Here is a 21,654-nt window from a genome sequence, read left to right on the forward strand (position 1 = left end):
CTGGTCGAGCCCGTCGAGGCCATGATGGTCCCGACAGGCTCGACCGCCGCCCTGGAGGTTTCCTCATGAGCTCGCTGCCCGAGCCGATCCACGCCAGGCCCGTGCCGCGGCCCGGCCGCTGGGTCTCCGCGGTGATCGTCCTCGTCCTCGTGGCGATGGCCGTCAACGCGCTCGTCACCAACCCGAACTTCCGGTGGGACACCGTCTGGCTGTACCTGCGCGACGTCGTCGTCGTGCGGGGCGTCGGCTGGACCCTCGTGCTCACGTTCGGCTCGATGGCGCTCGCCATCGTGCTGGCGATCCTGCTCGCGGTGATGCGCCGCAGCGACAACCCCGTGATGCGGTCGGTGTCGTGGTTCTGGATCTGGTTCTTCCGCGGCACCCCGGTGTACACGCAGCTCGTGTTCTGGGGCCTGCTGTCGGTGCTCTACCCGCGCCTCAGCGTCGGCATCCCGTTCGGCCCGGAGTTCTGGACCTTCTCCACCCAGGACGTCATCACGGCGTTCTGGGCCGCCCTGCTCGGCCTCGCCCTCAACGAGTCGGCCTACCTGGCGGAGATCGTGCGGGCCGGGCTGTCGTCGGTCGACCCCGGCCAGACCGAGGCGGCGAAGGCGCTCGGCATGAAGGACGGCAAGATCCTGCGCCGCGTCGTGCTGCCCCAGGCGATGCGCGTCATCGTGCCGCCCACGGGCAACGAGACGATCTCCATGCTCAAGACGACGTCGCTGGTGCTCGCGGTGCCGTTCACGCTGGAGCTCACCTACGCCACCAACGCCATCGGCAACCGCATCTTCCAGCCGATCCCGCTGCTCATCGTGGCGGCGCTCTGGTACCTGCTCATCACCTCGATCCTCATGGTCGGGCAGCACTACCTCGAGCGGTACTACGGTCGCGGGTTCGACGGCGGCCGCAGCGGTCGCGGCGGCCGCGGCCCGCGCGGCGGACGGGGCAAGCCCAGCAAGCAGGACCTCATCGGCGCGTCCGGCACCACCAAGGACGACCCCTTCCTGGAGGTGACCCCATGAGTGGCCAGACCCCTAGCGGCGCCGACGGCGCGATGGTCGCGGTGCGCGACGTGCACAAGGTCTTCGGCCACGGGCACGACGCCGTGCACGTCCTCAAGGGCGTGGACCTCGACGTCGCGCGCGGCTCCGTCACCGTCGTGCTCGGCCCGTCCGGCTCCGGCAAGTCCACGCTGCTGCGGTGCGTCAACGAGCTGGAGGAGATCACCGCCGGCTCCATCCACGTCGACGGCGACCTCATGGGCTACCGCCGCGACGCCAAGGGCGTGCTGCACCGGCTGCACCCGAAGGTGATCGCGAAGCAGCGCTCCCGCATCGGGATGGTCTTCCAGCGGTTCCACCTGTTCCCGCACATGACGGCGCTGGAGAACGTCATGGAGGCACCCGTGCAGGTGCGCGGGCTGTCCAGGGTGCAGGCTCGTCAGCGGGCGCTCGACCTGCTCGACCGCGTGGGGCTGTCCGACCGGGTGGGGCACTACCCGGCGCAGCTGTCCGGCGGCCAGCAGCAGCGCGTCGCCATCGCGCGGGCGCTCGCGATGGACCCGGAGCTGATGCTGTTCGACGAGCCCACGTCCGCGCTCGACCCCGAGCTCGTGGGCGAGGTGCTCGCCGTGATGAAGGACCTGGCGAGCTCCGGCATGACGATGATCGTCGTGACGCACGAGATCGGCTTCGCGCGCGAGGTCGCGGACCACGTCGTCTTCATGGACGACGGCGTGATCGTGGAGGAGGGCCGCCCCGGCGACGTGCTGGACGACCCGTCCGAGCCGCGGCTGCGGGACTTCCTCGCCCACGTGCTCTGAGGGCGGGCGTCAGAGCGAGGCGCAGGCGCCGCCCCAGTCCGTGTGGCCCACGAGGACCTTCTTCCAGATGTGCGCGGAGTAGCCGCCCGCGCTGGTGCGCGCCTTGGAGATGGTGCGGGTGTCGCCGCTGCTCCACGTGCTGCTGGGCCCGGTGAGCCAGGTGGTGCCCGTGGGGCAGCCGCTCACGCCGGAGGAGACCCGGTAGACGCGGACGAACCCGGTCACGGAGCCCGACCCGCGGTACTGCCACGAGGCGTAGATGCGCCCGCTGCTCTTGGACAGGCACATCGTGCCCGGGCCGGACGTCGAGGCGCACCGGTCGCCCGCCGGCAGGCTGAGGGTGGTGACCCCCGACGTGGTGGACCGGGCGGCGACATCGGCGGGGCTGGCGCAGCGTTCGAGCAGGTCGACCCGGTGGGTGGCGAGGTCGGCGGGGGCGCCCATCGCCCTGTTGTAGTCGGCGTCGACCTCCTCGGAGATCGTCACGTCCTTCAGCGTGCAGCCGCGGGCCGCGGCGTCCGCCGCCCAGTCGGTGGCCTCGGCGTCGGCGCGCTCCTGCGCGGCCCACGTCTCCCACTCGCTGTCGGGGCTGCCGGGGGCGGGCACGCCCGGCAGGTTCTCGGCGGGGGCGGTGGTGTCGTCCGCGGCCTGGGAGCTCGCCGCGGCGCCGAGGGTGAGCCCCAGGGCGAGGACGGTGGCGCCCAGACCTGCGGCGATGCTCCTGTGGACGGTCCTGCCTCGGCTCATGACACTCCTCGGGTGGGCTCCGGCGCGCGGCACGGGACGTCGTCGTCGACGCTCGCGGTGACTACGGTGTAGCACTCGGGGGGTTGGCGGCAACTCCTGTGGTAGACGGAAGGTTTCAGTGTGGAGGACGCCGACGCCCGCGAGCTGCTCACGCAGATGTGGGTGGACCAGCACGAGGCGGTGACGAGATTCGTGGCGCGTCGGGTGGAGGCGAGCCTGGTGGACGACATCGTGTCGGAGACGTTCCTCGTCGCCTGGCGCCGTCTGGCGGACGTCCCCGCGGAGCCCAAGCCGTGGCTGCTGGGCGTGGCGCGGAACGTGCTCGCCACCCACCTGCGCACCCACGGCCGGTGGCGGGCGCTCGGCGTCCGGCTGGAGCGCGAGCCCGCGGGCGGCAGGGAGGGCACGGACGACCTGGCGGCCGACCGGACCGACCTGCACCGGGCGTGGGAGATGCTGACCGACGCGGACCGCGAGGTCCTCGCGCTGGTCGCGTGGGACGGCCTCACGGCCGTCGAGGGTGCCCGCGTCCTCGGGATCCGCCCGTCCACGTTCTCCGTCCGGCTCACCCGGGCCCGCAAGCGGCTGCTGGCCTACTCCGGCCTCCCGTCCGAGACGGCCTCCGTGCTCCAGAAGCTGCAGGAGGCGCGATGAGGTCCCCGATGATGACCGAGCTCGCCGCGCTGGACCCTGCCCGCGAGCTGCGGGCGCCCGGACGTCCCGACGACGCGGCGCTGGCCGCGATCCTCGACGCAACCCGGTCCGGCGCGCGAGCCCGGCGCTCCGGGCGGCCCGCCGTCCTGGCCGGTGCTGCGGCGGCCACCGTGGTCGCGGTGGCCGGCGTCGCGACCGTGTGGTGGTCCGGGCCGACGCCGGCGTACGCGAGCTGGACCGCCGTCCCCGCGACGCTGACCGCCGCGGAGACGGCCGACCGTGCCGCGTCGTGCGACCCGGTCGCGCACGCCGTCACGGAGGGCGCCGACGGGCCGCGCGTCGAGACCGTCCCGATCAGCCCGGTGCTGGCCGAGCAGCGCGGCGACTACACGTACGTCCTGCTCACCGGCGACAGCGCGACGGGGGAGTGCCTCGTGACGACGCAGGCCTCCGGCGCGACCGACGTCGTCACGGGCGACGCCGTCCTGGCGCACGCACCCGCCGCGCCGGGGCCGCGCGAGCTGACGACGCTCCAGGCGGGGACCGCCTCGTGGTCCGAGGGCGACACCGGCGACGGCGCCCTCACCTCCGCGTACGGGCGGGTCGGGGCGGACGTCGAGGCCGTCACGCTCACCCTCACGTCGGGCGAGCGGGTCGAGGCCACCGTCCAGGACGGCTGGTGGGCCGTGTGGGCACCGGGCGCGACGGCGCTCCGTGACACGGCCGAGCTGACCTTCTCCGACGGGGCGACCGCGGAGGCCGACGTCGTCGTGCGGTAGCTACTCGCCGTCCTCGCAGGCGATGCCGTTGCCGTTGGGGTCGAGCGCGCCGCGGTAGGCGGGCTGACCGTTCTGGATGGGGGCGGCGCCGGCCGCGCGGGCCGCGTTGCAGTCCCAGTAGAACCAGGCGGAGTCCTGGTTCTGCTGCTCCTGCTGCTGGGCCTGCTCAGCCTGCTGCTGCGCCTGCGCCTGCTGGTCGTCGAACGCCTTCTGCTGGCTGGCGAGCTGGGCCTCCTGCGCCTCGGCAGCCTTCTCCCGCTCCTTCAGCGCGTTCTCGCGCTTCTGCACGTCCGCCTTCTGCGCCGTCACGGCTTCCTGCGCCTGCTGGGCCTCGGCCTGCACCTGCTCGGCCTGCGCGACCTTGCGGTTGGCGTCCACGAGGGCCTGCGCGGCGTCCGAGCTGCGCATCATCGAGAAGGTGACACCGAGGATGCAGCCGAGGGCGAGGCAGGCGACGGCCACGCCGGCGACGAGCACGTTCGACGGACGGCCGGCGCGCGCGCCGGAGCGGGCGCGCGGCGCGGACGCCGGGGACGACGCGGCGGTGTCGGCGGCGGCTGCGCGGCGGGTGGCGCGCTCCGCCCGTCCCTCGCGCACCTTGTCCCCGACGCCGCGGAGCGCCGCGGAGACGGACGACGCGACGGAGCCTGCGTCGTCGGGCCCCGGGCGGCCGCCCGTAGGTGCCGGCGGCGCGACGGACGGGGCGACGGACGGGGCGACCGCGGTGACCGGCGGCGGAGGAGGCGCGACGGTCGCGACGGGCGCGTACGTCGCGACCGGCGCGTACGTCGCCGTGGCGGCGGCGGCCGGGACGGGGGCCAGCACGCTGGTCGCCTCGGCCGGCGTCTCCGGCCGGGACGGGCGTGCCGGGGCGTCGTCCACCCAGTAGTCCCATCCGGGCGGGGCAGGGGGCCACGCGGGGTCGGGGACCCACCCGGCGTCCGGCCGGAAACCCGGGGGCACCTGCCACCCCGGGGGCGGGTTGAAACGCACAGCCATGACACTCCTCCGTCGTCGAGCGGCACCCACTATGGCGGAAACCGTCGACCCGGGTCCATGCCGGTCAGCGCGCGGTCGGCACGCGGTCCGCGCGCAGGAGGGCGGAGGCGGGGTCAGGCGCCGGGGAGGTGCGTGCGGGAGCGCGCCACGACGACGCCCGTCGAGACGATCCCGAGCACGACGAGGACGGCGAACAGCTGCGCCGTCGTGAACGGGGGCGTGACGGCCGCCATCACCGCCGGCGTGAGGAACCCGGCGTACGCGACGGCGTAGAACACGCCGGTGAGGCCTGCGAGGTGGCGCGGCCCGGCGATGCGCTGCACCTCGAGCAGCGCGGACGACAGGCCGATCCCCATGCCCGCGCCCGCGACGACGGCGGCGCCCACGCCCCACCACGGGCCGCCGGTCGTCACGGTCAGCCCCACGCACGCGACCGCGGCGGTGAGGAGCGCGACGGCGACGGCGAGCCCGCGCGCGCTGTCGACGGCGTCGAGCCGCTTGGCGAGCGGTTGCACCACGGCGGCGACCCCGAGCGCCACCACGGTCACGAGCGTCGCGTACGCGACCCCGAGCCCCTGCGTCTGGTCGCGCAGCAGCACGGGGGCGTAGCCGTAGGCGAGGGCGGCGACGACGAAGATCCACGGGGCGACGACCGCGACCACGCGGGTGAACCGGCGGTGCCCGCCGCGGGCACGCCCAGCCCGCGCCACCACGGACCGGACCCGCCGCCGAGCGTGCTTGTCTCGGGCGTCCGCAGCACGACCAGCAGGAACGGCACCGTCACGACGAGGTGCACGACGAACGGCAGCACCTCCGGCCACGGGCCCCACTGCGCGAGGCAGCCGGCGACGAGCGCGCCGACGCCGGACCCGAGCGTGAACGCGAGGGACGCCCGGCGCGCGCCCGACCCGGCGTCCGCGGCCCGGTCGAACGGGACCTGCGACAGCTCCTTGAGCCAGCTCGTCCCGACGGACGTCGCGGTCCCGACGGTGAGGCCCGCGAGCAGCCGCCCGACGTAGATCGGGAGCGGCCCGAGGAAGCCGAGCGCCAGCACGGCGCTGGCCGCCATCGCGCACACCGTCGCGACCAGCATCACGGGGCGGCGGCCGTACCGGTCGGACAGCGTCCCGGCCACCAGCAGCGCTGGCGCCAGGCCGAGCACGTACACGCCGAGGAAGGCGTTCACGGTGGCGTCGCCGTAGCCCTGCACCTGCTCGTACATGAGCAGCACGGGGGTGAACTGGTTGCCCGCCCACGAGCACACGAACAGCGCGCTGAACGCGCCCAGCCAGCTGCGCCTCACAGGATGCCCCGGTGCCGGCGGACGTGGTCGTGCAGGAGGTCGCAGTAGGCGTCGGCGTCGCCCTGCTCGACGGCGGCCAGCATCGCCTCGTGCTCGGCGAGCGCCGCCGCAACCTCGTCCGGGCCGACGTGCAGGTGCTGGTACATGAGCCGCAGCTGCCGGTCCCGGAGCAGTCCCATGAACTGCACCGCGGTCTGGTTGCGCGACGCGCGCACGAGGACGCCGTGGAACGCGGAGTCGGCCTCGGCGAACGCGTCGACGTCGCCGGCCTCGGAGGCGAGGCGCTGGCGACGGACGTGCGCCCGCAGCTCGTCGACGACCGCGTCGGCGGGGCGGCCGTGGGCCAGTGCCCGCCGCGCGGTGGTGCGCTCGACCGCCTCGCGCATCTCCAGCACGTCGCGCGCCTCGTCGGGCGCCATGGGCACGACGGCGGCGCCGCGGCGGGGCGCGACGGCGAGCAGCCCCTCGGTGTCGAGCCGCAGGAAGGCCTCGTGCACGGGGGTGCGGCTGATGCCGAGCTCGGCCGCGATGTCGCCCTCGGCCAGCAGGTGGCCGCCGGGCACGTCGCCCGAGAGAATCTTCGCCTTCGTGAGCCGGTAGGCGCGCTCGGCCGCGCTGGGGGGCGCCGGGGACGGTGCCGACGGGGTGCTGGAGGTGGTCACCCGGGGCAACTTACGCTTGCATCCAACTTGCATGCAAGCGAGACCTCCCCTGTTGCCGAACAGGTGGTTACGCACGTTCTGGGGCTCCAGAAGGTGCGTAACCACCTGTTCGGCGACGAGGTCGGGACGCCCGCCCCCGGGATGTCGGTCGTCGCTGGTAGACCGGGGGCATGTTCCTCCTCGACGCCCCCCGGCCCGCCGGACCGAGCACCGCCGCACCCACGGTGGTGCACTCGGCGAGCGACCTGGTCGTGGCCGCCGGGTGCGAGTTCCGGCTGCTGCGCCGCCTCGACGAGCTGCTCGGCCGCGCGCCCTGGCGGGAGCGCGAGGCCGACGCGATGCTCGCGCGGACGGCCGCGCTGGGCGACGCGCACGAGCGCCGGGTCCTCGACCAGTACGTCGCCCGCTTCGGACGGGCGCGGCCCGGCGCCCCGGGCGGCGTCGTCGAGGTCGAGCCTGCCGCACGGCTCACCCGGGAGGCGCTCGAGTCCGCGCACGACACGACGCTGGCCGCCGTCGAGGCAGGGGCCGACGTCGTCGCGCAGGCGTCGTTCTTCGATGGCGAGTTCCACGGCCGCGCGGACTTCCTGCTGCGCGACCCGCTGGGCGACCCCGACGTCGGACCCGGACGGCCGGGCGGGCACGCGGCCCTGCCCCTGCCGCGGTACGCGGTGCTCGACACCAAGCTGGCCCGCCGTGCCAAGGTGACGGCGCTGCTCCAGCTCGCGGCGTACGCCGACCAGCTGGTCGCGGCGCACGTCGACCCGACCGACGCCGTGCACCTCGTGCTCGGCACCCGTGTCACCACGTCGCACCGGCTCGCCGAGCTGCTGCCCGTGCTCCAGCAGCGCCGGGCCCGCCTGCGGGAGATCGTCGCCGAGCACCGCGCCGACGACGGCCCGCTCGCGTGGGGCGACAAGCGGTTCACCGCCTGCGGACGCTGCGAGGCGTGCACGGAGCAGGTGGCCGCGCACCGCGACGTGCTGCTGGTCGGGGGCGTCTACGAGAACCAGAGGGCGCGGCTCCTCGGGGGCGGCATCCCGACGATCGACGCGCTCGCCGCGGCCGAGGAGCCGCCCGCGGGCATGCCCGCCCGCAGCTTCGAGCGCGCGCGCGACCAGGCTCGGCTCCAGCTCGGCACGGGTACGTGGGACGGCGAGGTGGCCTACGACGACCACGGCGAGCCGGCCGTCATCCGGTGGCAGCTGCCCGACACGTCGGGGGTCCGGCGGCTGCCCCCGCCCAGCCCGGGCGACGTGTTCTTCGACTTCGAGGGCGACCCGCTCTGGTCGGACCCGCAGGGCGAGCAGTGGGGCGCGCAGACCGGGCTCGACTACCTGTTCGGGCTGGTGGAGCGCCCCGGCGACGACGGCGGTGCGCCGCCGTTCCGGGCGTTCTGGGCGCACGACCTCGCCCAGGAGCGGCAGGCGCTCGTCGACTTCGTCGACTACCTCACCGAGCGGCGGCGGGCCTACCCGGACCTGCACGTCTACCACTACGCGTCGTACGAGCGGGTGCACCTGCTGTCCATCGCCGCCCGGCACGGCGTGTACGAGGAAGAGGTGGACCAGCTGCTGCGGGACGGCGTGCTCGTGGACCTCTACGCGGTCGTGCGGTCGTCCCTGCGGATCTCGGACCGCTCGAAGTCGATCAAGAAGCTCGAGCCGCTCTACATGGGGGACGAGCTGCGGTCGGGGGAGGTCACCACGGCCGCCGCGTCCGTCGTCGCGTACGCCGAGTACACCGCCCTGCGCGACGCCGGACGCGCCGCCGAGGCCGACGAGCTGCTGCGCGGCATCGCCGACTACAACCGCTACGACTGCGTCTCCACCCTCCGCCTGCTCGAGTGGCTGCGCGCCGCGGCCGACGTCGTGGACGCCCGGTCGGGGACCGCCGAGGACGTCCGGCCGGAAGTCGACACGCCCGTCCCGGGCGACGGCGCCGCGCGTCCCGACCCGGCCGGGCAGGGCGAGCAGGCCGGGCAGGGCGAGCAGGCCGAGCAGGGCGAGCAGGCCGGCCCCGCGGCCGAGGAGTCGCCCCGGCAGGCCGCGTCCCGCGAGGCGCGCGAACGGCGGCTCGCGCTGGAGGCCGCGGTGCGGGAGCGCGTGGGCGAGGACCGCGGCGCCCGGGACGACGAGGCCGAGGCGCTGGCGCTCGTCGGCGCCTCCCTCGGGTACTGGCGGCGGGAGAGCAAGCCGTTCTGGCACGAGCACTTCTCGCGTCTCGAGCTGCCCGTCGACGAGTGGCAGGGCCGGCGGAACACGTTTCACGTGGAACGTGCCGAGGTGGTCCGGGACTGGGGCGTCGAGGACGGGCGGCGTGCGCCCGCGCGGGTGCTGGAGCTGGTCGGTCGGCTGCCGGAAGGGTCGGAGCTCGTCGTCGGGGCCGCGCCGTTCGTCCTGTACGACACGCCCGCCCCGGCCGCGGTGACGGTCCCGGCGAACGCGGTGCGGGGGTATCACGGGAACGCCCTGGTCGTCGACGTGTCGCGCCGACAGACGGAGGCGGGGGAGCGCGACGTGCTCGTCGTCCGTGAGCAGGTCCGTGTGGGCGGGGAGACCTTCGACGCGCTCCCCATGGCCCTGACGCCGTCCAGCGGCCCGCGCGCCGACCCGCAGGAGCAGGCCCTCGAGGAGGTGGCGCGCCGCGCGCTGGCCCGCTGGGACAGCGACCGCACCCTGCCCGACGGCCCCGCCGCGGACCTGCTGCGCCGCCGGCCGCCGCGACTGGTGGACGGTCGCCCGCTGCCCGACGTCGTCGACGGCGACTTCGCCGCGGCGGTCCTCGCCGCCACGCGCGACCTCGACCACTCCTACCTCGCCGTGCAGGGCCCGCCCGGCACCGGCAAGACGCACGTGGGCTCCCACGTGATCGCGGCGCTCGTCGCCGAGGGCTGGCGGGTGGGGGTCGTTGCCCAGTCGCACGCCGCGGTCGAGAACATGCTGCGCGCCGTCGTCGAGAAGGCCGGCGTGCCCGCCGACCGCGTCGCGAAGAAGCGGCAGTCCGACGGGGGGTCGCCGACCGCGGTGTGCGCCGAGGTGTCGGCCGAGGAGCTCGCCGCGTTCGCGGGGCAGGGCGGCTGCGTCGTCGGGGGCACGGCCTGGGACTTCGCCCATCCGGACCGGTGGCCCGACGACGGGCTCGACCTGCTGGTCGTCGACGAGGCCGGTCAGCTCTCCGTCGCCGCCACGATCGCCGTGGCGCGCTCGGCCCGGCGTCTCCTCCTGCTCGGCGACCCGCAGCAGCTGCCGCAGGTCAGCAAGGGGCAGCACCCAGAGCCTGTGGACCGGTCCGCCCTGGGTTGGCTCGCGGACGGCCACGACGTGCTGCCTCCCGGCCTCGGCTACTTCCTCGCGCGATCGTGGCGGATGCACCCCGACCTCTGCGAGGCGGTGTCCCAGCTCGCGTACGAGGGGCGGCTCCGCGCACATCCGACGGCCGCAGCCCGGCGGCTCGACGGCGTGGCCCCGGGCGTGCACCACGTGCCCGTCGAGCACTCCGGCCGGGGTGTCGCTTCGCCCGAGGAGGCGCAGGAAGTGGTGCGCCAGGCGACCGACGTCGTGGGCCGCGCCTGGACCGCAGGCCCTGGCCAGCCCCCACGACCGCTCGAACCGCGGGACGTCGTCGTCCTCGCCGCGTACAACGCGCAGGTGTGGGCGGTGCGGCGTGCGCTCGACGCGGCCTGCCTGAGCGGGGTCCGGGTGGGCACGGTCGACCGGTTCCAGGGCTCCGAGGCACCCGTCGCGATCGTCACGCTCGCGGCGTCGTCGGCCCACGACGTCCCCCGCGGCACCGGGTTCCTGCTCTCCCGGCACCGGATCAACGTCGCCGTCTCGCGGGGGCAGTGGTGCTCGATCGTCGTGCGCTCGCTCGAGCTGACGGACTACCTGCCGCACAGCCCCGAAGGCCTGGGGCGGCTGGGCGCGTTCCTCGGGCTGTGCGACCGGGCGGTCCAGCCGAGCTGACGGATGCGCTGACGGGACGCGCTGACGGGACGTGCTGACGGGACGTGCTGACCGGGGCGCTCAGGCCGCGGCGGGCGAGAGCTTCTGCTCCAGGAACAGCGTGGCGGCGCCGACGGCACCCACGTCGTCACCGAAGGTCGACGACGTCACGGGGACGTCGTGCGAGCCGTCGCGCGCCCGGCCCGCCCGGGCGCGCACCAGCGGCATGGCGTGCTCGGCCAGGTACCCCCAGTAGGGGCCGCCGACGATGACGCGGTGCGGGTCGTGGATGCTGATCAGCGTGCGCGCGGCCTCCCCGAGAGCGGCGCCGTACCCCTCGATGAGGCTCCGGGCCGCCTCGCTCCCGTTGCGCGCCTCCTGCTGGAGGCCCTGGAGGGCTGACGCCCTGCCCGTGCGGGGTCCGACCGCGAGGCCGGCGCGCTCCGCCCGCTCCAGCAGGCGGTCCATGTCCGTGTAGAGCCTGAGGCACGACAGCCGGCCGCAGGGGCACGGCGTGTCGTCGAGGCCGGTCGGCAGGTGCCCGATCTCACCCGCCTGGCCCGTGCTGCCGCGGTGGATGGAACCGTCGCCCGCCACGGCCGACCCCACGCCAGCGCCGACGTACAGGTAGAGCACCGTCTCCTGTACAGGGAAGCGACCGGGCCAGCACTCGGCCGTCAGGGCCGCGTTGGTGTCCTTGTCGAGCACAGCGGGGAGCCCGGTGCGGCGGCCGACCAGATCGAGGAGCGGGACGTCGCGCCACCCCGGCAGCCACGGCGGGTTCAGCAGCGTCCCGCGGGCGGCGTCGAGGCCGGCGGGCGCGGCGACGCCGATCCCCTGGACGGCACGCCGCACCGAGCCGTCGTCACCGCCGGGGGTCGTAGTACCGAGCTCGAGGAGCATGTCGTCCAGGGCTGCGCCGATGCGCTCCACGTCCGCGGCCGGATCTTCCCCGGGCGGCGCGAGCGACCGCTTCAGGATCGGGCGCGCGAGCATGTCCACGAGGGTGACCGTGAGGTGGGCGGGGTCCAGGTGAGCCCCGGCGGCGAGCATGGCGCGAGGTTCGACCCGCATGGACATGGCAGGCTTCCCGGGCCGCTGGGTGCGCACGGGGGTCGTGCGGACCAGGCCGCGCTCGATCAGCCGCCGGGCGATTTGGGACACGGCCTGGCGGGACAGGCCGCAGCGTTCCATCAGGTCCGTCTGGTCGACCCCGTCCGGGGACACCCGGATCGCCCGCAGCACGACGAGCTCGTTCCGAGCCCCCACCTGCGGCATCGTCGTCGCACGCATCGCGCTCCCTCCGTCGGGTCCATGATGCCTCTTTGAATTTCTCCATCAGTATGAGTAATCTCTCGGCGCGTAGGACACTGTGGTCCACATCACCCCTCGGTGTTGCGTACCCCCTGTCCAGGCTGCGACGGACTCTGTCCGCCGCCGGACTGAAGGGAGAGCGATGACTGCGACCCAACTGACGGCCGGGACGTCCCTGGGGGGCGCGCCACCCGTCGCGGCGGAGGCCGAGGTCGGCAGCGGGCCACCCGCGAGACGCGCCCGGCGGCGGCTCACCTCCCGGGACAGGCGCGACCTGGCGATCGGGCTCAAGTACATCTCGCCGTGGCTCGTCGGGATCGTCGTCTTCGTCCTCTACCCGGTCGGCTACTCGATCTACCTGAGCTTCACCCGCTACTCCGGCATGGGGAGCCCGACCTGGGTAGGGCTGGGGAACTACGCGACGGCGTTCGCCGACCCGCTCGTGAGCAAGGCGACGGGCAACACGGTCTTCTACGCCCTGATCGCCGTGCCGCTCGGCCTCGTCGTCGCGCTGACGCTCGCGCTCGCGATGAACCAGAACGTCCGCGAGGTCGCCTGGTACCGCACGATCTTCTACGCCCCGTCGCTGATCCCGGCATTCGCGATGTCGTTCATCTTCATCGTGTTCCTGAACCCCCAGTTCGGGGTGTTCAACCAGGTGCTGAACGTCTTCGGCGGCTCGAACGTCAACCTGCTCGGCGACCCGACCGGCGTGAAGATCGCGATCATCATGATGGCCCAGCTCGGCGCGGGGAACGCGGCGCTGATCTTCCTGGCCGGGCTGCGCAACGTCCCCAGGACCGTGTACGAGGCGGCCCGCGTGGACGGCGCGGGACCGATGCGGCAGTTCCTGTCGATCACGCTGCCCCTGCTCAGCCCCGTGCTGCTGTTCAACCTCATCACCGGTGTGTCCGGCGCGCTCCAGGTCTTCACCGAGGCGTACATCGTCACCAACGGCACCGGCGATCCCGACGCGGGAGCGCTCTTCTACATGATGTACCTCTACAAGAACGCCTTCGGCTTCGCCGAGCTCGGCTACGCCTCCGCCCTGGCGGTGCTGCTCTTCCTCGCCGGGCTCGCCCTCGCCCTCCTGATCTTCTGGTGCTCGCGCCGGTTCGTGAACTACGACGTGGAGGCCTCCTGATGAGCGCGACCGTCCACACCGACTCCCCCCGGAGGCAGCGGAGCGCCGCCCGTTCCGTGGACGCCGACCAGCTCAACCGGCGGGCCGACGGCACCCGACGCCCGTGGTGGTCCACCGTGATCGCGCGCGTCGTGATGGTGGTCCTGTCGGTCATCTTCCTGCTGCCGCTGTACTGGATGATCGTCTCGTCGCTGAAGTCGGACGAGGAGCTCGCGAAGTTCCCGCCGACGTTCTGGCCCGAGTCCTGGCAGTTCAGCAACTTCGCCGACGCGGTCACGGCCATGCCGTTCCTGCACTTCTTCGCGAACTCCGCGATCATCACGATCTCGGTGGTGGTCTTCTCGGTGGTCTCGAACTTCGTCGTCGCGTACGGGTTCGCGTGCCTGCGGTGGCCGGGGCGGGACCTCGTGTTCTACCTGGTGATCGCGACGCTGTTCCTGCCCTTCCCGGTGACGCTGATCCCGATGTTCGACATGTGGGCGCGCCTCGGGCTGGTCAACACGATGTTCCCGCTGATCATCCCGGCGATGTTCGGCTCGGCGTTCTACGTGTTCCTGCTGCGGCAGTTCCTGCTGCAGATCCCCAAGGACATGCTCGACGCCGCCCGGATCGACGGCGCGCGGGAGTGGACCATCCTCTGGCGCCTGGTGTTCCCCACGGCCAGGCCGGCGCTGACCACCGTCGCCATCTTCGCGGCCGTCGCGTCCTGGAACGACTTCATGGGCCCGCTGATCTACCTGCAGGACGAGAGCGTGCAGACCCTCTCGATCGGGCTGCAGTCGTTCCGCTCGGTGCACGCGCAGGACGTCTCGTTCAACCAGCTGATGGCTGCGTCGTTCCTGGTCATCCTGCCTCTGCTGGTCCTGTTCTTCGTGTTCCAGCGCTACTTCATCCGGGGCATCACCATCGGAGGTTTCAAGTGATCTCGCGCCGCAACTTCCTCGGGGCCGCCGCGGTGTCCGCCGCAGCCCTCTCCCTCGGGGCGTGCGCCCCCCGGGCCTCCTCGAGCGACGCCGTCATCCGCTACTGGGGCATGGGCGCCGCGGACGCGGACAAGGATGCCAAGGCCATCGCGGGCTTCAACGCCACGAAGGCCGGCGCCGGCATCTCGATCGACGTCAACCAGGTGCCGAGCAACGGCGTCGCCGACATGAGCCAGATCATCACCGCGGTCCGCGGCCGCACCGCCCCGGACGTCTGGCAGATGGACCGGTTCAACGCCGTGCAGAACGCCTCCATCGGGCTGCTGGAGCCGATCGACGGCCTCATCGAGGAGTACGAGGGCGTCTCCGTCAAGGAGTTCACGTCGCAGTGGCTGCAGTTCGCGATCGACGAGCTCACGTACGACGGCCGGCTGTACGGGCTGCCGATCAACACGGACGCCCGCGGCATCATGTACAACGAGAACATCCTGCGGACCGCGGGCGTCGACCTCGACATGTTCGACCCGCAGCAGCACGTGCTCACCTGGGACGAGCTCCGCGCCGTCAGCCGCAAGGTGACCAGGTCCGACTCCCGCGGCAACTTCGAGGCCCTCGGGTTCGTCCCTTGGGACGGCGAGGGCTGGCCGTACACCTGGGGGTTCGGCCTCGACGCCCAGCTCTACTCGAACGAGACCGCGTCGGTCACGCTGGACTCCCCGCAGTGGCGGTCCGTGTTCGACCTCTACGCCGACTGGGCCGACGAGTTCCCCTACGCCAAGTCCGACGCGTTCTTCGCGACCTACCAGCCGCCGAACTCCCCGCCCAGCCAGACCGCCATGTTCAGCGAGCGGCTGGCGATGTCCACCACCGGCCCGTTCTCCATCCGCAGCAACGAGAAGTACGCGCCGGACCTGCCGCTGAAGTTCACCTGGCTGCCCGTCAACGCCGAGGGCGACGACACGTACTCGTGGTCCGGCGGCGCCTCCCTGGTGGCCCCGAAGGGCTCCAAGATGTCGCGCAACCTGTGGGAGTTCATGAAGTTCTACGCCGGCTACGAGGGCCAGCGGATCCTGTCGCCGCTGCTCGGAGACCTGCCCACCCACCTGAAGGCCATCACCAACCGCCACTACAACCCCAAGGCCGAGCTGTTCCGGCAGATGCTGCCGACGTCCACGTCCCGGCCGCCGCTGCCGGTGGGCTCCGTGGCCTGGGACACGCTCCAGCGCTCCCGCAGCTCGGTGATCATCGGCTCCCAGACGCCCCAGGAGGCCATCGCCAACAACCAGCTGAGCGTCGCTCCCAAGATGGCGCTCTTCGAGGGCTACCAGATGCCCGCCACGTACGGGCAGAACAGCGTGATCCCGGGCTGAGCGGGCACGCCCCGCACCCACCCACGAACCCAGGAGCTGAACCATGACCACACCCCTGCGCATCGCCGTGCTCAGCGCGTGGCACGTGCACGCCGAGGAGTACGGGCGCGCCGCCGTCGACCACGACGACACCGAGCTCGTCGCCGTCTGGGACGACGACGCCGACCGCGGCCGCGAGCTCGCCGACCGGCTCGGCGTCGTGGCCACGACCGACCTCGACGCGCTGCTGGCGCGCGACGACCTCGACGGCGTGACCGTCACCGCCGCCACCAGCGACCACGTCGAGGTGATGGCCAAGGCCATCGCCGCCGGCAAGCACGTCTTCACCGAGAAGCTGCTCGCGCCCACCGTCGAGGAGTGCGACCGGCTGATCGCCGCCGCCCGCGCCGCCGACGTCCGGCTGACGGTCTCCCTGCCGCGGCTCACCCACGGCTACACGCTGGCCCTGCGCGACATCCTCGACGCGGGCACCCTCGGCCGGCTCACCTACGCGCGGGTGCGCCTCGCCCACGACGGCTCCACGGCCGACTGGCTGCCCGCGCGGTTCTACGACACCTCCGAGGCGCTCGGCGGCGCGTTCTTCGACCTCGGCGCGCACCCCGTCTACCTGACCCAGCTGATCCTCGGTGACGAGCTCACCTCGGTGCGACCGACCTACACGGACCAGACCGGGCGCGGCGTCGAGGACAACGCCTCGGTCACCGTCACGACGCCCGACGGCGCGATCGGCGTCATCGAGACCGGCTTCGTGACGCCCGCCAGCCCGTTCACGATCGAGGTCCACGGCACCGAGGGCTCGGTGCTGTACGGCTTCGAGACCGACGACGACGGCCGGGGCGTGATGCGCTTGACCACCCGCGAGGGGTCGTCACGCGTGGACCTGCCCGCCGACCAGCCGATCCTCTTCGCCCAGTGGGCGGGGTCGATCCGTTCCGGCGTCGACCTCGAGGAGAACCTCGCGCGGGCCCGCTCGCTGACCGCGCTCGTCGACGTCGCGAGCCACGCCGCCCTCGCCGGCGCGCCGCTCTGACCGCCCTTCGCACCACCACAGAACTGGACCCACCATGACCGCCAACCCGCCCGTCCGCATCGGCCTCATCGGCGCCGGGGGCATCGCCGGCGCCCACCTCGCCGGCTACGCCACGATCCCCGACCGCGCCACCGTCACCGCGATCGCCGACGCGGTGCCCGAGACCCTCGCGCGCCGCGTCGAGGAGACCGGGGCGCGCCCCTACGCCGACTTCACCGACCTGGTGAACGACCCGGAGGTCGACGCCGTCGACATCTGCCTGCCGCACCACCTGCACAAGGCGGCGATCGTGGCCGCCGCCAAGGCCGGCAAGCACATCCTGTGCGAGAAGCCGCTGTGCCTGACCGCGGAGGAGGCGGCCGAGGTGCGCGCCGCGGTCGAGGCGGCCGGCGTCACCCTGATGTGCGCGCACAACCAGCTGTTCATGCCCGCCGTCGCGAAGGCCAAGGAGGTCATCGACTCCGGTGTCCTCGGCGACGTGTACGAGGTGCGCACGACCGACTCGTTCCACAACAGCTTCGACCCCGAGAACATGGGGTGGCGCGCGCACGCGGCGACCAGCGGCGGCGGCGAGTACATCGACACGGGCTACCACCCGACCTACCTGCTGATGCACCTCGCCGGCGGCCGGCCCGTCAAGGCCTTCGCAATGATGTCGACGCACCGGCTGACGTTCATGGAGGGCGAGGACTCCGCGCAGGTGCTCGTGCGCTTCGACAACGGCAGCGTCGGCCAGCTGGTGACGTCGTGGGCCTACGACGCCGCGCCGGGGACCGACCGCTTCAGCGTGGTCGGGGAGAAGGGCTCGCTCAGCTCGGACGGCACGACGCTGCGCGTGAAGCTGCGGGGCGAGGAGGAGCAGGTCTTCGAGCACGCGGCCGTGAACACGTTCGCGGCGGAGATCGCCGACTTCGTCGACTGCCTCGAGACGGGCCGTCGGCCGCTGAACACGGAGGCCGAGGGGATCGCCGTGCTCGGGATCATCCTCGCGGCCTACGAGAGCGCGCGGACCGGGGAGGCGGTCGACGTCCTCGGCGTGTGACGCCGGTGCGCGCACGGCGCGGGCACCGAGGGAACGCCCCCGGTGCCCGCGCCGTGCTCGTCGTGCGGGGGCCTAGAAGCCGCCGAAGTCGCCGCCGCCGCCGAAGTCGCCTCCGAAATCGCCCCCGAAGTCGCCGAACCCGCCCGTGTCACCACCGGCGTCCCCGCCGTAGCCAGGGTCGGCGCCGGCGGCCTCGGTGTACCCCGCGTCGCCGGACCCGGCACCGGCGTCACCCGCGCCGTCGCCGCCCTCAGCGCCGCCCTCAGTGCCGCCCTCAGCGGTGCCCTCAGCGCCGCCGTCGGCACCGGCGTCGCCCCCGTCCCCGGCGAAGTCCTGCGACGGGTCGCCGAACGCAGGGCCGAACAGGACGTTCGCCACTGCCGAGCCGATGACGACACCGGCGACCGTGCCGAGCAGGCTCGAACCGACCATCGACCCGAAACCCGGGCTGCGCGGGCCGGCGCCGTACCCGCCCTGGCCGCGGAACGACTGCTCCAGGGTGCCGGGGTTGCGCATCTCGGCGCGCGTGGCCATGCGCGCGAGGGACTGCGGGTCGTCAGAGGTGGCGCGCTCGGCCTGCGGCAGGCCGGCGCCGAGCTCCTCCAGGACCCGCTGCCGCTGCTCGGGCGTCAGGCGGGCGAAGGCCTCGGCGTGCGCCTGCTCGACGGCGTCCGGCGGCGCGGTGCGCAGGAGGTAGCGGTAGCGCTCGACCGCGACCTCGTCCGGGTCCCGGCGTGCGGCGGGGACCGTGCCGCCGGGCCGGCCGGCGGGCTGCTGGTCGGGGTGCGGCGCGTACCCGTGCTTGCCGGGAGACTCGCCGGCGCCGCCCGCCCGCGAGCCGGGCTCGCCGGGCACGCCGTGGTACGAGCGCTCGTCGGGGGTTCTGCCGAGAAGTCGGTCGAGGAGTCCCATGCAGGGTCAACGCGTGCGTGCGGAGTGTCGTTCCCGGGCGCACCGAGCCCGACGCCAGACGCCTGGAGCCGCAGACGGCGACGGCCCGCACCCCGAGCGGGGTGCGGGCCGTGCGACTCACGCGGCCGGCGTCAGCCGGCCGAGCGGTGAGATCAGAGCGGGCGGACGTTCTCCGCCTGCGGGCCCTTCGGGCCCTGCGTCACGTCGAACTCGACGCGCTGCTCCTCGTCCAGGGAACGGTAGCCCTGGCTCTGGATCGCGGAGAAGTGGACGAACACGTCGGCCGAGCCGTCCTCGGGGGCGATGAAGCCGTAGCCCTTCTCGCTGTTGAACCACTTCACGGTTCCGGTGGCCATGCTTACTCCTTCAAGAGGTGTCGACGACCTCGACCGTCGAGATCGCGCATCACGGTGAATCGTCGTCAACTCTTGAAACCAAGGTCCGCCGAGCGAGAGCGTCAGTCCTGACGACGCTGCCGCTGTGGCGCAGACGGAGGACCGTCCGGTACGAGCGAGGCACTGCAACGGGCACAACGGTACGCGAGCGCGCGCACGCGCACCAGTGTTCGCCCACAGGTGGTCCACAGGGTGGGCGAGATGGTGGAGGAGCCCGATAGAAAGGAGTCATGACCTCCTCTTCAGTCCCGTCCCTGTCCCTGTCCGACGGCGTCCAGATCCCGCAGCTCGGCCTCGGGGTGTTCCAGGTGCCCGACGACGGCACCCAGGCGAACGTCGAGCAGGCGCTCGAGCTCGGCTACCGGCACGTCGACACCGCTGCCGCGTACTACAACGAGGCGGGCGTGGGAGCGGCGCTGCGCGCGTCCGGCCTCCCGCGCGAGGACGTGTTCGTCACCACGAAGCTGCGCAACGGCGACCAGGGGTACGACCAGGCGCTGCGTGCCTTCGAGGACTCGCGCCGGGCGCTCGGCGTCGACCAGGTGGACCTCTACCTGATCCACTGGCCCGTGCCGAGCGCGGACCTCTATGTCGAGACCTGGCGGGCCTTCGAGAAGCTCCTCGCCGACGGCGCGGTGCGCGCGATCGGCGTGTCGAACTTCCTGGTGGAGCACCTGGAACGGCTCGTCGCCGAGACCGACGTCGTGCCCGCGGTGAACCAGATCGAGGCGCACCCCACGTACCAGCAGGTCGCGCTGCAGCAGCGCTGCCGCGAGCTCGGGATCGCCGTCGAGGCGTACTCGCCGCTCGGGCGCGGTGCGGACCTGGACGCGCCGGCCGTGGTGACCGCCGCCGAGGAGCTCGGCGTGACGCCCGCCCAGGTGGTGCTGCGCTGGGCGGTGCAGCAGGGGCGCGTCGTCATCCCCAAGTCCATGTCGGCCGAGCGTCAGGCAACCAACCTGGACGTGTTCTCCTTCGAGCTGTCGCCCGAGCAGATGGCAGCGGTCGACGCCCTCGAGGCGGGCGTGGAGGGGCGGACGGGCGCCGACCCGGCGACGGCCTCGTTCACCCAGATGCGCGACTGACGGGGACCGCTCGGGCCCGTTCCGAGGGCGAGTGTGACGCAGATAACAGGTTCGTCACGATCTTCTGGGAGTGACCCGCGCGACACGTCGGAGACATACAGTCTCGCTACGTTCAGCGGCACTGAATGCGGTGTTGAGCCGCGAATGTCCCACCTCCAAAAGGGGATACAGCATGATCCGACGAACCACGGTCGCCAAGGGCTTCGCCCTCGCGGCAGTCCTCAGCCTGGGCCTCACCGCGTGCGGCTCTTCCGACGGCGGCAGCGAGGACAGCACCGACGGCGGGGGCGGCTCCACCGATCCGCTGAAGATCGGCACGATCCTCCCCGTCACGGGCACGCTCGCCTTCCTCGGCCCGCCCGAGATCGCCGGCGTCGGCCTCGCTATCGACGACATCAACGCGGCCGGGGGCGTCCTCGGCAACGACGTGAGCGTCGAGTGGGGAGACTCGGGCGACAGCACCGACCTCTCGGTGGCCAAGAGCACCGCGACCGACCTCATCAGCAAGGGCGTGTCCGCGGTGATCGGCGCTGCGTCGTCCGCCGTCTCGCTCGGTGTGGTCGACCAGTTCGAGGAGGCCGGGGTCATGGAGATCTCGCCGGCCAACACGGCGAAGGACCTCTCCGGCTACGGCGACTACTTCGCCCGCACCGCTCCGCCGGACACCGTGCAGGGTGCGGCGCACGGGTCGCTCATCCTCGACGACGGCCACTGCAAGATCGGCTTCCTGGTGCAGAACGAGGCCTACGGCACCGGTCTGCGCGACGTCATCGAGGACACCGTCAAGAAGGACGGCTGCGAGGTCGTCTACGGCGGCAAGGGCGCCGGCAACGAGTTCGCCCCGGGTGAGACCAACTTCGGCGCCCAGGTGACCGCGCTGCTCGCGCAGAAGCCGGACGCGATCTCGATCGTGGCGTTCGAGGAGACCGTCGCCATCGTCAACGAGCTGGTGGCGCAGGGCTGGGACTTCGACGGCACCACCTACTTCGTGGACGGCAACCTCTCCAACTACGGCGACAAGTTCGACAAGGGCACCCTCAAGGGCGTCCAGGGCACGCTGCCCGGCGCGCAGGCGGACGACTCCTTCCGTGACCAGCTCACGTCCTGGTACAGCGAGAACGAGAGCGGCAAGCTCGAGGACTTCTCGTACTCCGCCGAGTCGTACGACGCCACCGTCCTCGCGGCCCTCGCTGCCGTGAAGGGCAAGGGCACGGACGGCGAGACCATCTCGAAGAACATCCGCGCGGTGTCCGGTGCCGACGGCGGCAAGGAGGTCACGTCGTTCGCCGACGGCGTCAAGGCGCTCGAGGCCGGCGAGGACATCCACTACGTCGGCAAGTCCGGCATCGGCCCGCTCAACGAGTCGAACGACCCGACGTCCGCCTTCATCGGCATCTACAAGTACGGCGCCGACAACACCTACACCTACCAGCGGCAGATCGAGGGCAAGATCGAGGAGTGATCCTGCCGGGTCGACCGTGACCTGACCGGCCTGCCCGACGGCGGCCCGTGCGCACCGAGCGCAC

General features: G+C 72.9%; 20 protein-coding genes. 12 read left to right on the top strand and 8 right to left on the bottom strand.

The features are described 5' to 3' along the window. Window positions 1-65: 65 nt before the first annotated feature. Together ACWGKI_RS07545 and ACWGKI_RS07550 are read left to right on the top strand one after the other, a co-directional pair. Window positions 66-1,025: an amino acid ABC transporter permease gene (locus ACWGKI_RS07545; protein ID WP_380245232.1), complete on the top strand. Its 960-nt coding sequence runs from the start codon at window positions 66-68 to the stop codon at window positions 1,023-1,025. Further along, window positions 1,022-1,825: an amino acid ABC transporter ATP-binding protein gene (locus tag ACWGKI_RS07550; RefSeq protein ID WP_452185956.1), complete on the top strand. Its 804-nt coding sequence runs from the start codon at window positions 1,022-1,024 to the stop codon at window positions 1,823-1,825. Before ACWGKI_RS07545 ends, ACWGKI_RS07550 begins: the two co-directional genes overlap by 4 nt. A 9-nt stretch (window positions 1,826-1,834) precedes the next feature. On the opposite strand, the gene ACWGKI_RS07555 is transcribed toward ACWGKI_RS07550, so the two are convergent. After that, complete coding sequence (locus ACWGKI_RS07555) at window positions 1,835-2,572, bottom strand: hypothetical protein (protein WP_452185958.1); 738 nt, start codon at window positions 2,570-2,572, stop codon at window positions 1,835-1,837. A 120-nt stretch (window positions 2,573-2,692) separates the two neighbouring features. Between ACWGKI_RS07555 and ACWGKI_RS07560 the strand changes: the two genes are divergently transcribed. Then, a complete protein-coding gene (locus ACWGKI_RS07560; protein ID WP_380245235.1) occupies window positions 2,693-3,226 on the top strand; it encodes an RNA polymerase sigma factor in 534 nt (177 codons plus the stop codon). Next, window positions 3,223-4,005, top strand: a complete 783-nt coding sequence (locus ACWGKI_RS07565) for a hypothetical protein (RefSeq protein ID WP_452185960.1) — start codon at window positions 3,223-3,225, stop codon at window positions 4,003-4,005. The genes ACWGKI_RS07560 and ACWGKI_RS07565 overlap by 4 nt, the downstream gene beginning before the upstream one ends. Here the strand turns inward: ACWGKI_RS07565 and ACWGKI_RS07570 are convergent, their stop codons facing one another. The 4 genes from ACWGKI_RS07570 to ACWGKI_RS07585 form a co-directional block, all read right to left on the bottom strand. Then, on the bottom strand, window positions 4,006-5,004 hold the full coding sequence (locus ACWGKI_RS07570) for an excalibur calcium-binding domain-containing protein (protein ID WP_452185962.1): 999 nt from the start codon (window positions 5,002-5,004) through the stop codon (window positions 4,006-4,008). 113 nt (window positions 5,005-5,117) lie between these two features. Continuing rightward, window positions 5,118-5,666, bottom strand: coding sequence for a hypothetical protein (locus tag ACWGKI_RS07575; protein ID WP_452185964.1), 549 nt, complete (start codon window positions 5,664-5,666; stop codon window positions 5,118-5,120). Beyond that, the gene (locus ACWGKI_RS07580; RefSeq protein ID WP_452185966.1) at window positions 5,549-6,307 is read right to left on the bottom strand and encodes an MFS transporter; all 759 of its coding nucleotides are present in this window, start codon (window positions 6,305-6,307) and stop codon (window positions 5,549-5,551) included. The genes ACWGKI_RS07575 and ACWGKI_RS07580 overlap by 118 nt, the downstream gene beginning before the upstream one ends. After that, the gene (locus ACWGKI_RS07585; RefSeq protein WP_452185968.1) at window positions 6,304-6,969 is read right to left on the bottom strand and encodes a GntR family transcriptional regulator; all 666 of its coding nucleotides are present in this window, start codon (window positions 6,967-6,969) and stop codon (window positions 6,304-6,306) included. The genes ACWGKI_RS07580 and ACWGKI_RS07585 overlap by 4 nt, the downstream gene beginning before the upstream one ends. Window positions 6,970-7,139: 170 nt before the next feature. Between ACWGKI_RS07585 and ACWGKI_RS07590 the strand changes: the two genes are divergently transcribed. Continuing rightward, a complete protein-coding gene (locus tag ACWGKI_RS07590; RefSeq protein WP_452185970.1) occupies window positions 7,140-10,934 on the top strand; it encodes a TM0106 family RecB-like putative nuclease in 3,795 nt (1,264 codons plus the stop codon). Between the two features lie 60 nt (window positions 10,935-10,994). On the opposite strand, the gene ACWGKI_RS07595 is transcribed toward ACWGKI_RS07590, so the two are convergent. Continuing rightward, window positions 10,995-12,206 carry an ROK family transcriptional regulator gene (locus ACWGKI_RS07595; protein ID WP_452185972.1) on the bottom strand — a complete coding sequence of 404 codons (1,212 nt, stop codon included), beginning with the start codon at window positions 12,204-12,206 and terminating at the stop codon, window positions 10,995-10,997. A gap of 163 nt (window positions 12,207-12,369) precedes the next feature. Here ACWGKI_RS07595 and ACWGKI_RS07600 point away from each other — a divergent pair, with 163 nt between their 5' ends. The 5 genes from ACWGKI_RS07600 to ACWGKI_RS07620 are packed head-to-tail and all read left to right on the top strand — an operon-like array spanning window position 12,370 to window position 17,736. Further along, window positions 12,370-13,371, top strand: a complete 1,002-nt coding sequence (locus ACWGKI_RS07600; protein WP_452185974.1) for a carbohydrate ABC transporter permease — start codon at window positions 12,370-12,372, stop codon at window positions 13,369-13,371. Then, window positions 13,371-14,294 (top strand): carbohydrate ABC transporter permease, encoded by a 924-nt coding sequence (locus ACWGKI_RS07605; protein WP_452185976.1) that lies wholly within the window; start codon window positions 13,371-13,373, stop codon window positions 14,292-14,294. The genes ACWGKI_RS07600 and ACWGKI_RS07605 overlap by 1 nt, the downstream gene beginning before the upstream one ends. Continuing rightward, window positions 14,291-15,664: an extracellular solute-binding protein gene (locus ACWGKI_RS07610; RefSeq protein WP_452185978.1), complete on the top strand. Its 1,374-nt coding sequence runs from the start codon at window positions 14,291-14,293 to the stop codon at window positions 15,662-15,664. The genes ACWGKI_RS07605 and ACWGKI_RS07610 overlap by 4 nt, the downstream gene beginning before the upstream one ends. 43 nt (window positions 15,665-15,707) lie before the next feature. Continuing rightward, window positions 15,708-16,694: a Gfo/Idh/MocA family protein gene (locus tag ACWGKI_RS07615; protein ID WP_452185980.1), complete on the top strand. Its 987-nt coding sequence runs from the start codon at window positions 15,708-15,710 to the stop codon at window positions 16,692-16,694. Between the two features lie 34 nt (window positions 16,695-16,728). Then, window positions 16,729-17,736, top strand: a complete 1,008-nt coding sequence (locus tag ACWGKI_RS07620) for a Gfo/Idh/MocA family protein (protein WP_452185982.1) — start codon at window positions 16,729-16,731, stop codon at window positions 17,734-17,736. A gap of 72 nt (window positions 17,737-17,808) precedes the next feature. Here the strand turns inward: ACWGKI_RS07620 and ACWGKI_RS07625 are convergent, their stop codons facing one another. Together ACWGKI_RS07625 and cspE are read right to left on the bottom strand one after the other, a co-directional pair. After that, window positions 17,809-18,648, bottom strand: a complete 840-nt coding sequence (locus ACWGKI_RS07625) for a hypothetical protein (protein ID WP_452185984.1) — start codon at window positions 18,646-18,648, stop codon at window positions 17,809-17,811. Window positions 18,649-18,800: 152 nt separating this feature from the next. Continuing rightward, window positions 18,801-19,004, bottom strand: coding sequence for a transcription antiterminator/RNA stability regulator CspE (gene cspE / locus ACWGKI_RS07630; protein WP_079576569.1), 204 nt, complete (start codon window positions 19,002-19,004; stop codon window positions 18,801-18,803). A gap of 269 nt (window positions 19,005-19,273) precedes the next feature. On the opposite strand from cspE, the gene ACWGKI_RS07635 reads away from it, so the two are divergent. After that, window positions 19,274-20,128, top strand: coding sequence for an aldo/keto reductase (locus tag ACWGKI_RS07635; protein WP_380244221.1), 855 nt, complete (start codon window positions 19,274-19,276; stop codon window positions 20,126-20,128). A gap of 172 nt (window positions 20,129-20,300) precedes the next feature. Further along, the gene (locus tag ACWGKI_RS07640) at window positions 20,301-21,590 is read left to right on the top strand and encodes an ABC transporter substrate-binding protein (protein ID WP_380244220.1); all 1,290 of its coding nucleotides are present in this window, start codon (window positions 20,301-20,303) and stop codon (window positions 21,588-21,590) included. The last annotated feature ends 64 nt before the right edge of the window (window positions 21,591-21,654 follow it).

This window comes from Isoptericola sp. NPDC055881 (genome assembly GCF_053615895.1).

Excerpts from the sequence above, each read along its gene's own strand:
- ACWGKI_RS07635 (WP_380244221.1), top strand. The coding sequence starts at position 19,274 with ATGACCTCCTCTTCAGTCCCGTCCCTGTCCCTGTCCGACGGCGTCCAG.
- ACWGKI_RS07545 (WP_380245232.1), top strand. The coding sequence starts at position 66 with ATGAGCTCGCTGCCCGAGCCGATCCACGCCAGGCCCGTGCCGCGGCCC.
- ACWGKI_RS07595 (WP_452185972.1), bottom strand. The coding sequence starts at position 12,206 with ATGCGTGCGACGACGATGCCGCAGGTGGGGGCTCGGAACGAGCTCGTC.
- ACWGKI_RS07600 (WP_452185974.1), top strand. The coding sequence starts at position 12,370 with ATGACTGCGACCCAACTGACGGCCGGGACGTCCCTGGGGGGCGCGCCA.
- cspE (WP_079576569.1), bottom strand. The coding sequence starts at position 19,004 with ATGGCCACCGGAACCGTGAAGTGGTTCAACAGCGAGAAGGGCTACGGC.
- ACWGKI_RS07620 (WP_452185982.1), top strand. The coding sequence starts at position 16,729 with ATGACCGCCAACCCGCCCGTCCGCATCGGCCTCATCGGCGCCGGGGGC.
- ACWGKI_RS07570 (WP_452185962.1), bottom strand. The coding sequence starts at position 5,004 with ATGGCTGTGCGTTTCAACCCGCCCCCGGGGTGGCAGGTGCCCCCGGGT.
- ACWGKI_RS07625 (WP_452185984.1), bottom strand. The coding sequence starts at position 18,648 with ATGGGACTCCTCGACCGACTTCTCGGCAGAACCCCCGACGAGCGCTCG.
- ACWGKI_RS07640 (WP_380244220.1), top strand. The coding sequence starts at position 20,301 with ATGATCCGACGAACCACGGTCGCCAAGGGCTTCGCCCTCGCGGCAGTC.
- ACWGKI_RS07590 (WP_452185970.1), top strand. The coding sequence starts at position 7,140 with ATGTTCCTCCTCGACGCCCCCCGGCCCGCCGGACCGAGCACCGCCGCA.
- ACWGKI_RS07555 (WP_452185958.1), bottom strand. The coding sequence starts at position 2,572 with ATGAGCCGAGGCAGGACCGTCCACAGGAGCATCGCCGCAGGTCTGGGC.
- ACWGKI_RS07615 (WP_452185980.1), top strand. The coding sequence starts at position 15,708 with ATGACCACACCCCTGCGCATCGCCGTGCTCAGCGCGTGGCACGTGCAC.
- ACWGKI_RS07605 (WP_452185976.1), top strand. The coding sequence starts at position 13,371 with ATGAGCGCGACCGTCCACACCGACTCCCCCCGGAGGCAGCGGAGCGCC.
- ACWGKI_RS07565 (WP_452185960.1), top strand. The coding sequence starts at position 3,223 with ATGAGGTCCCCGATGATGACCGAGCTCGCCGCGCTGGACCCTGCCCGC.
- ACWGKI_RS07550 (WP_452185956.1), top strand. The coding sequence starts at position 1,022 with ATGAGTGGCCAGACCCCTAGCGGCGCCGACGGCGCGATGGTCGCGGTG.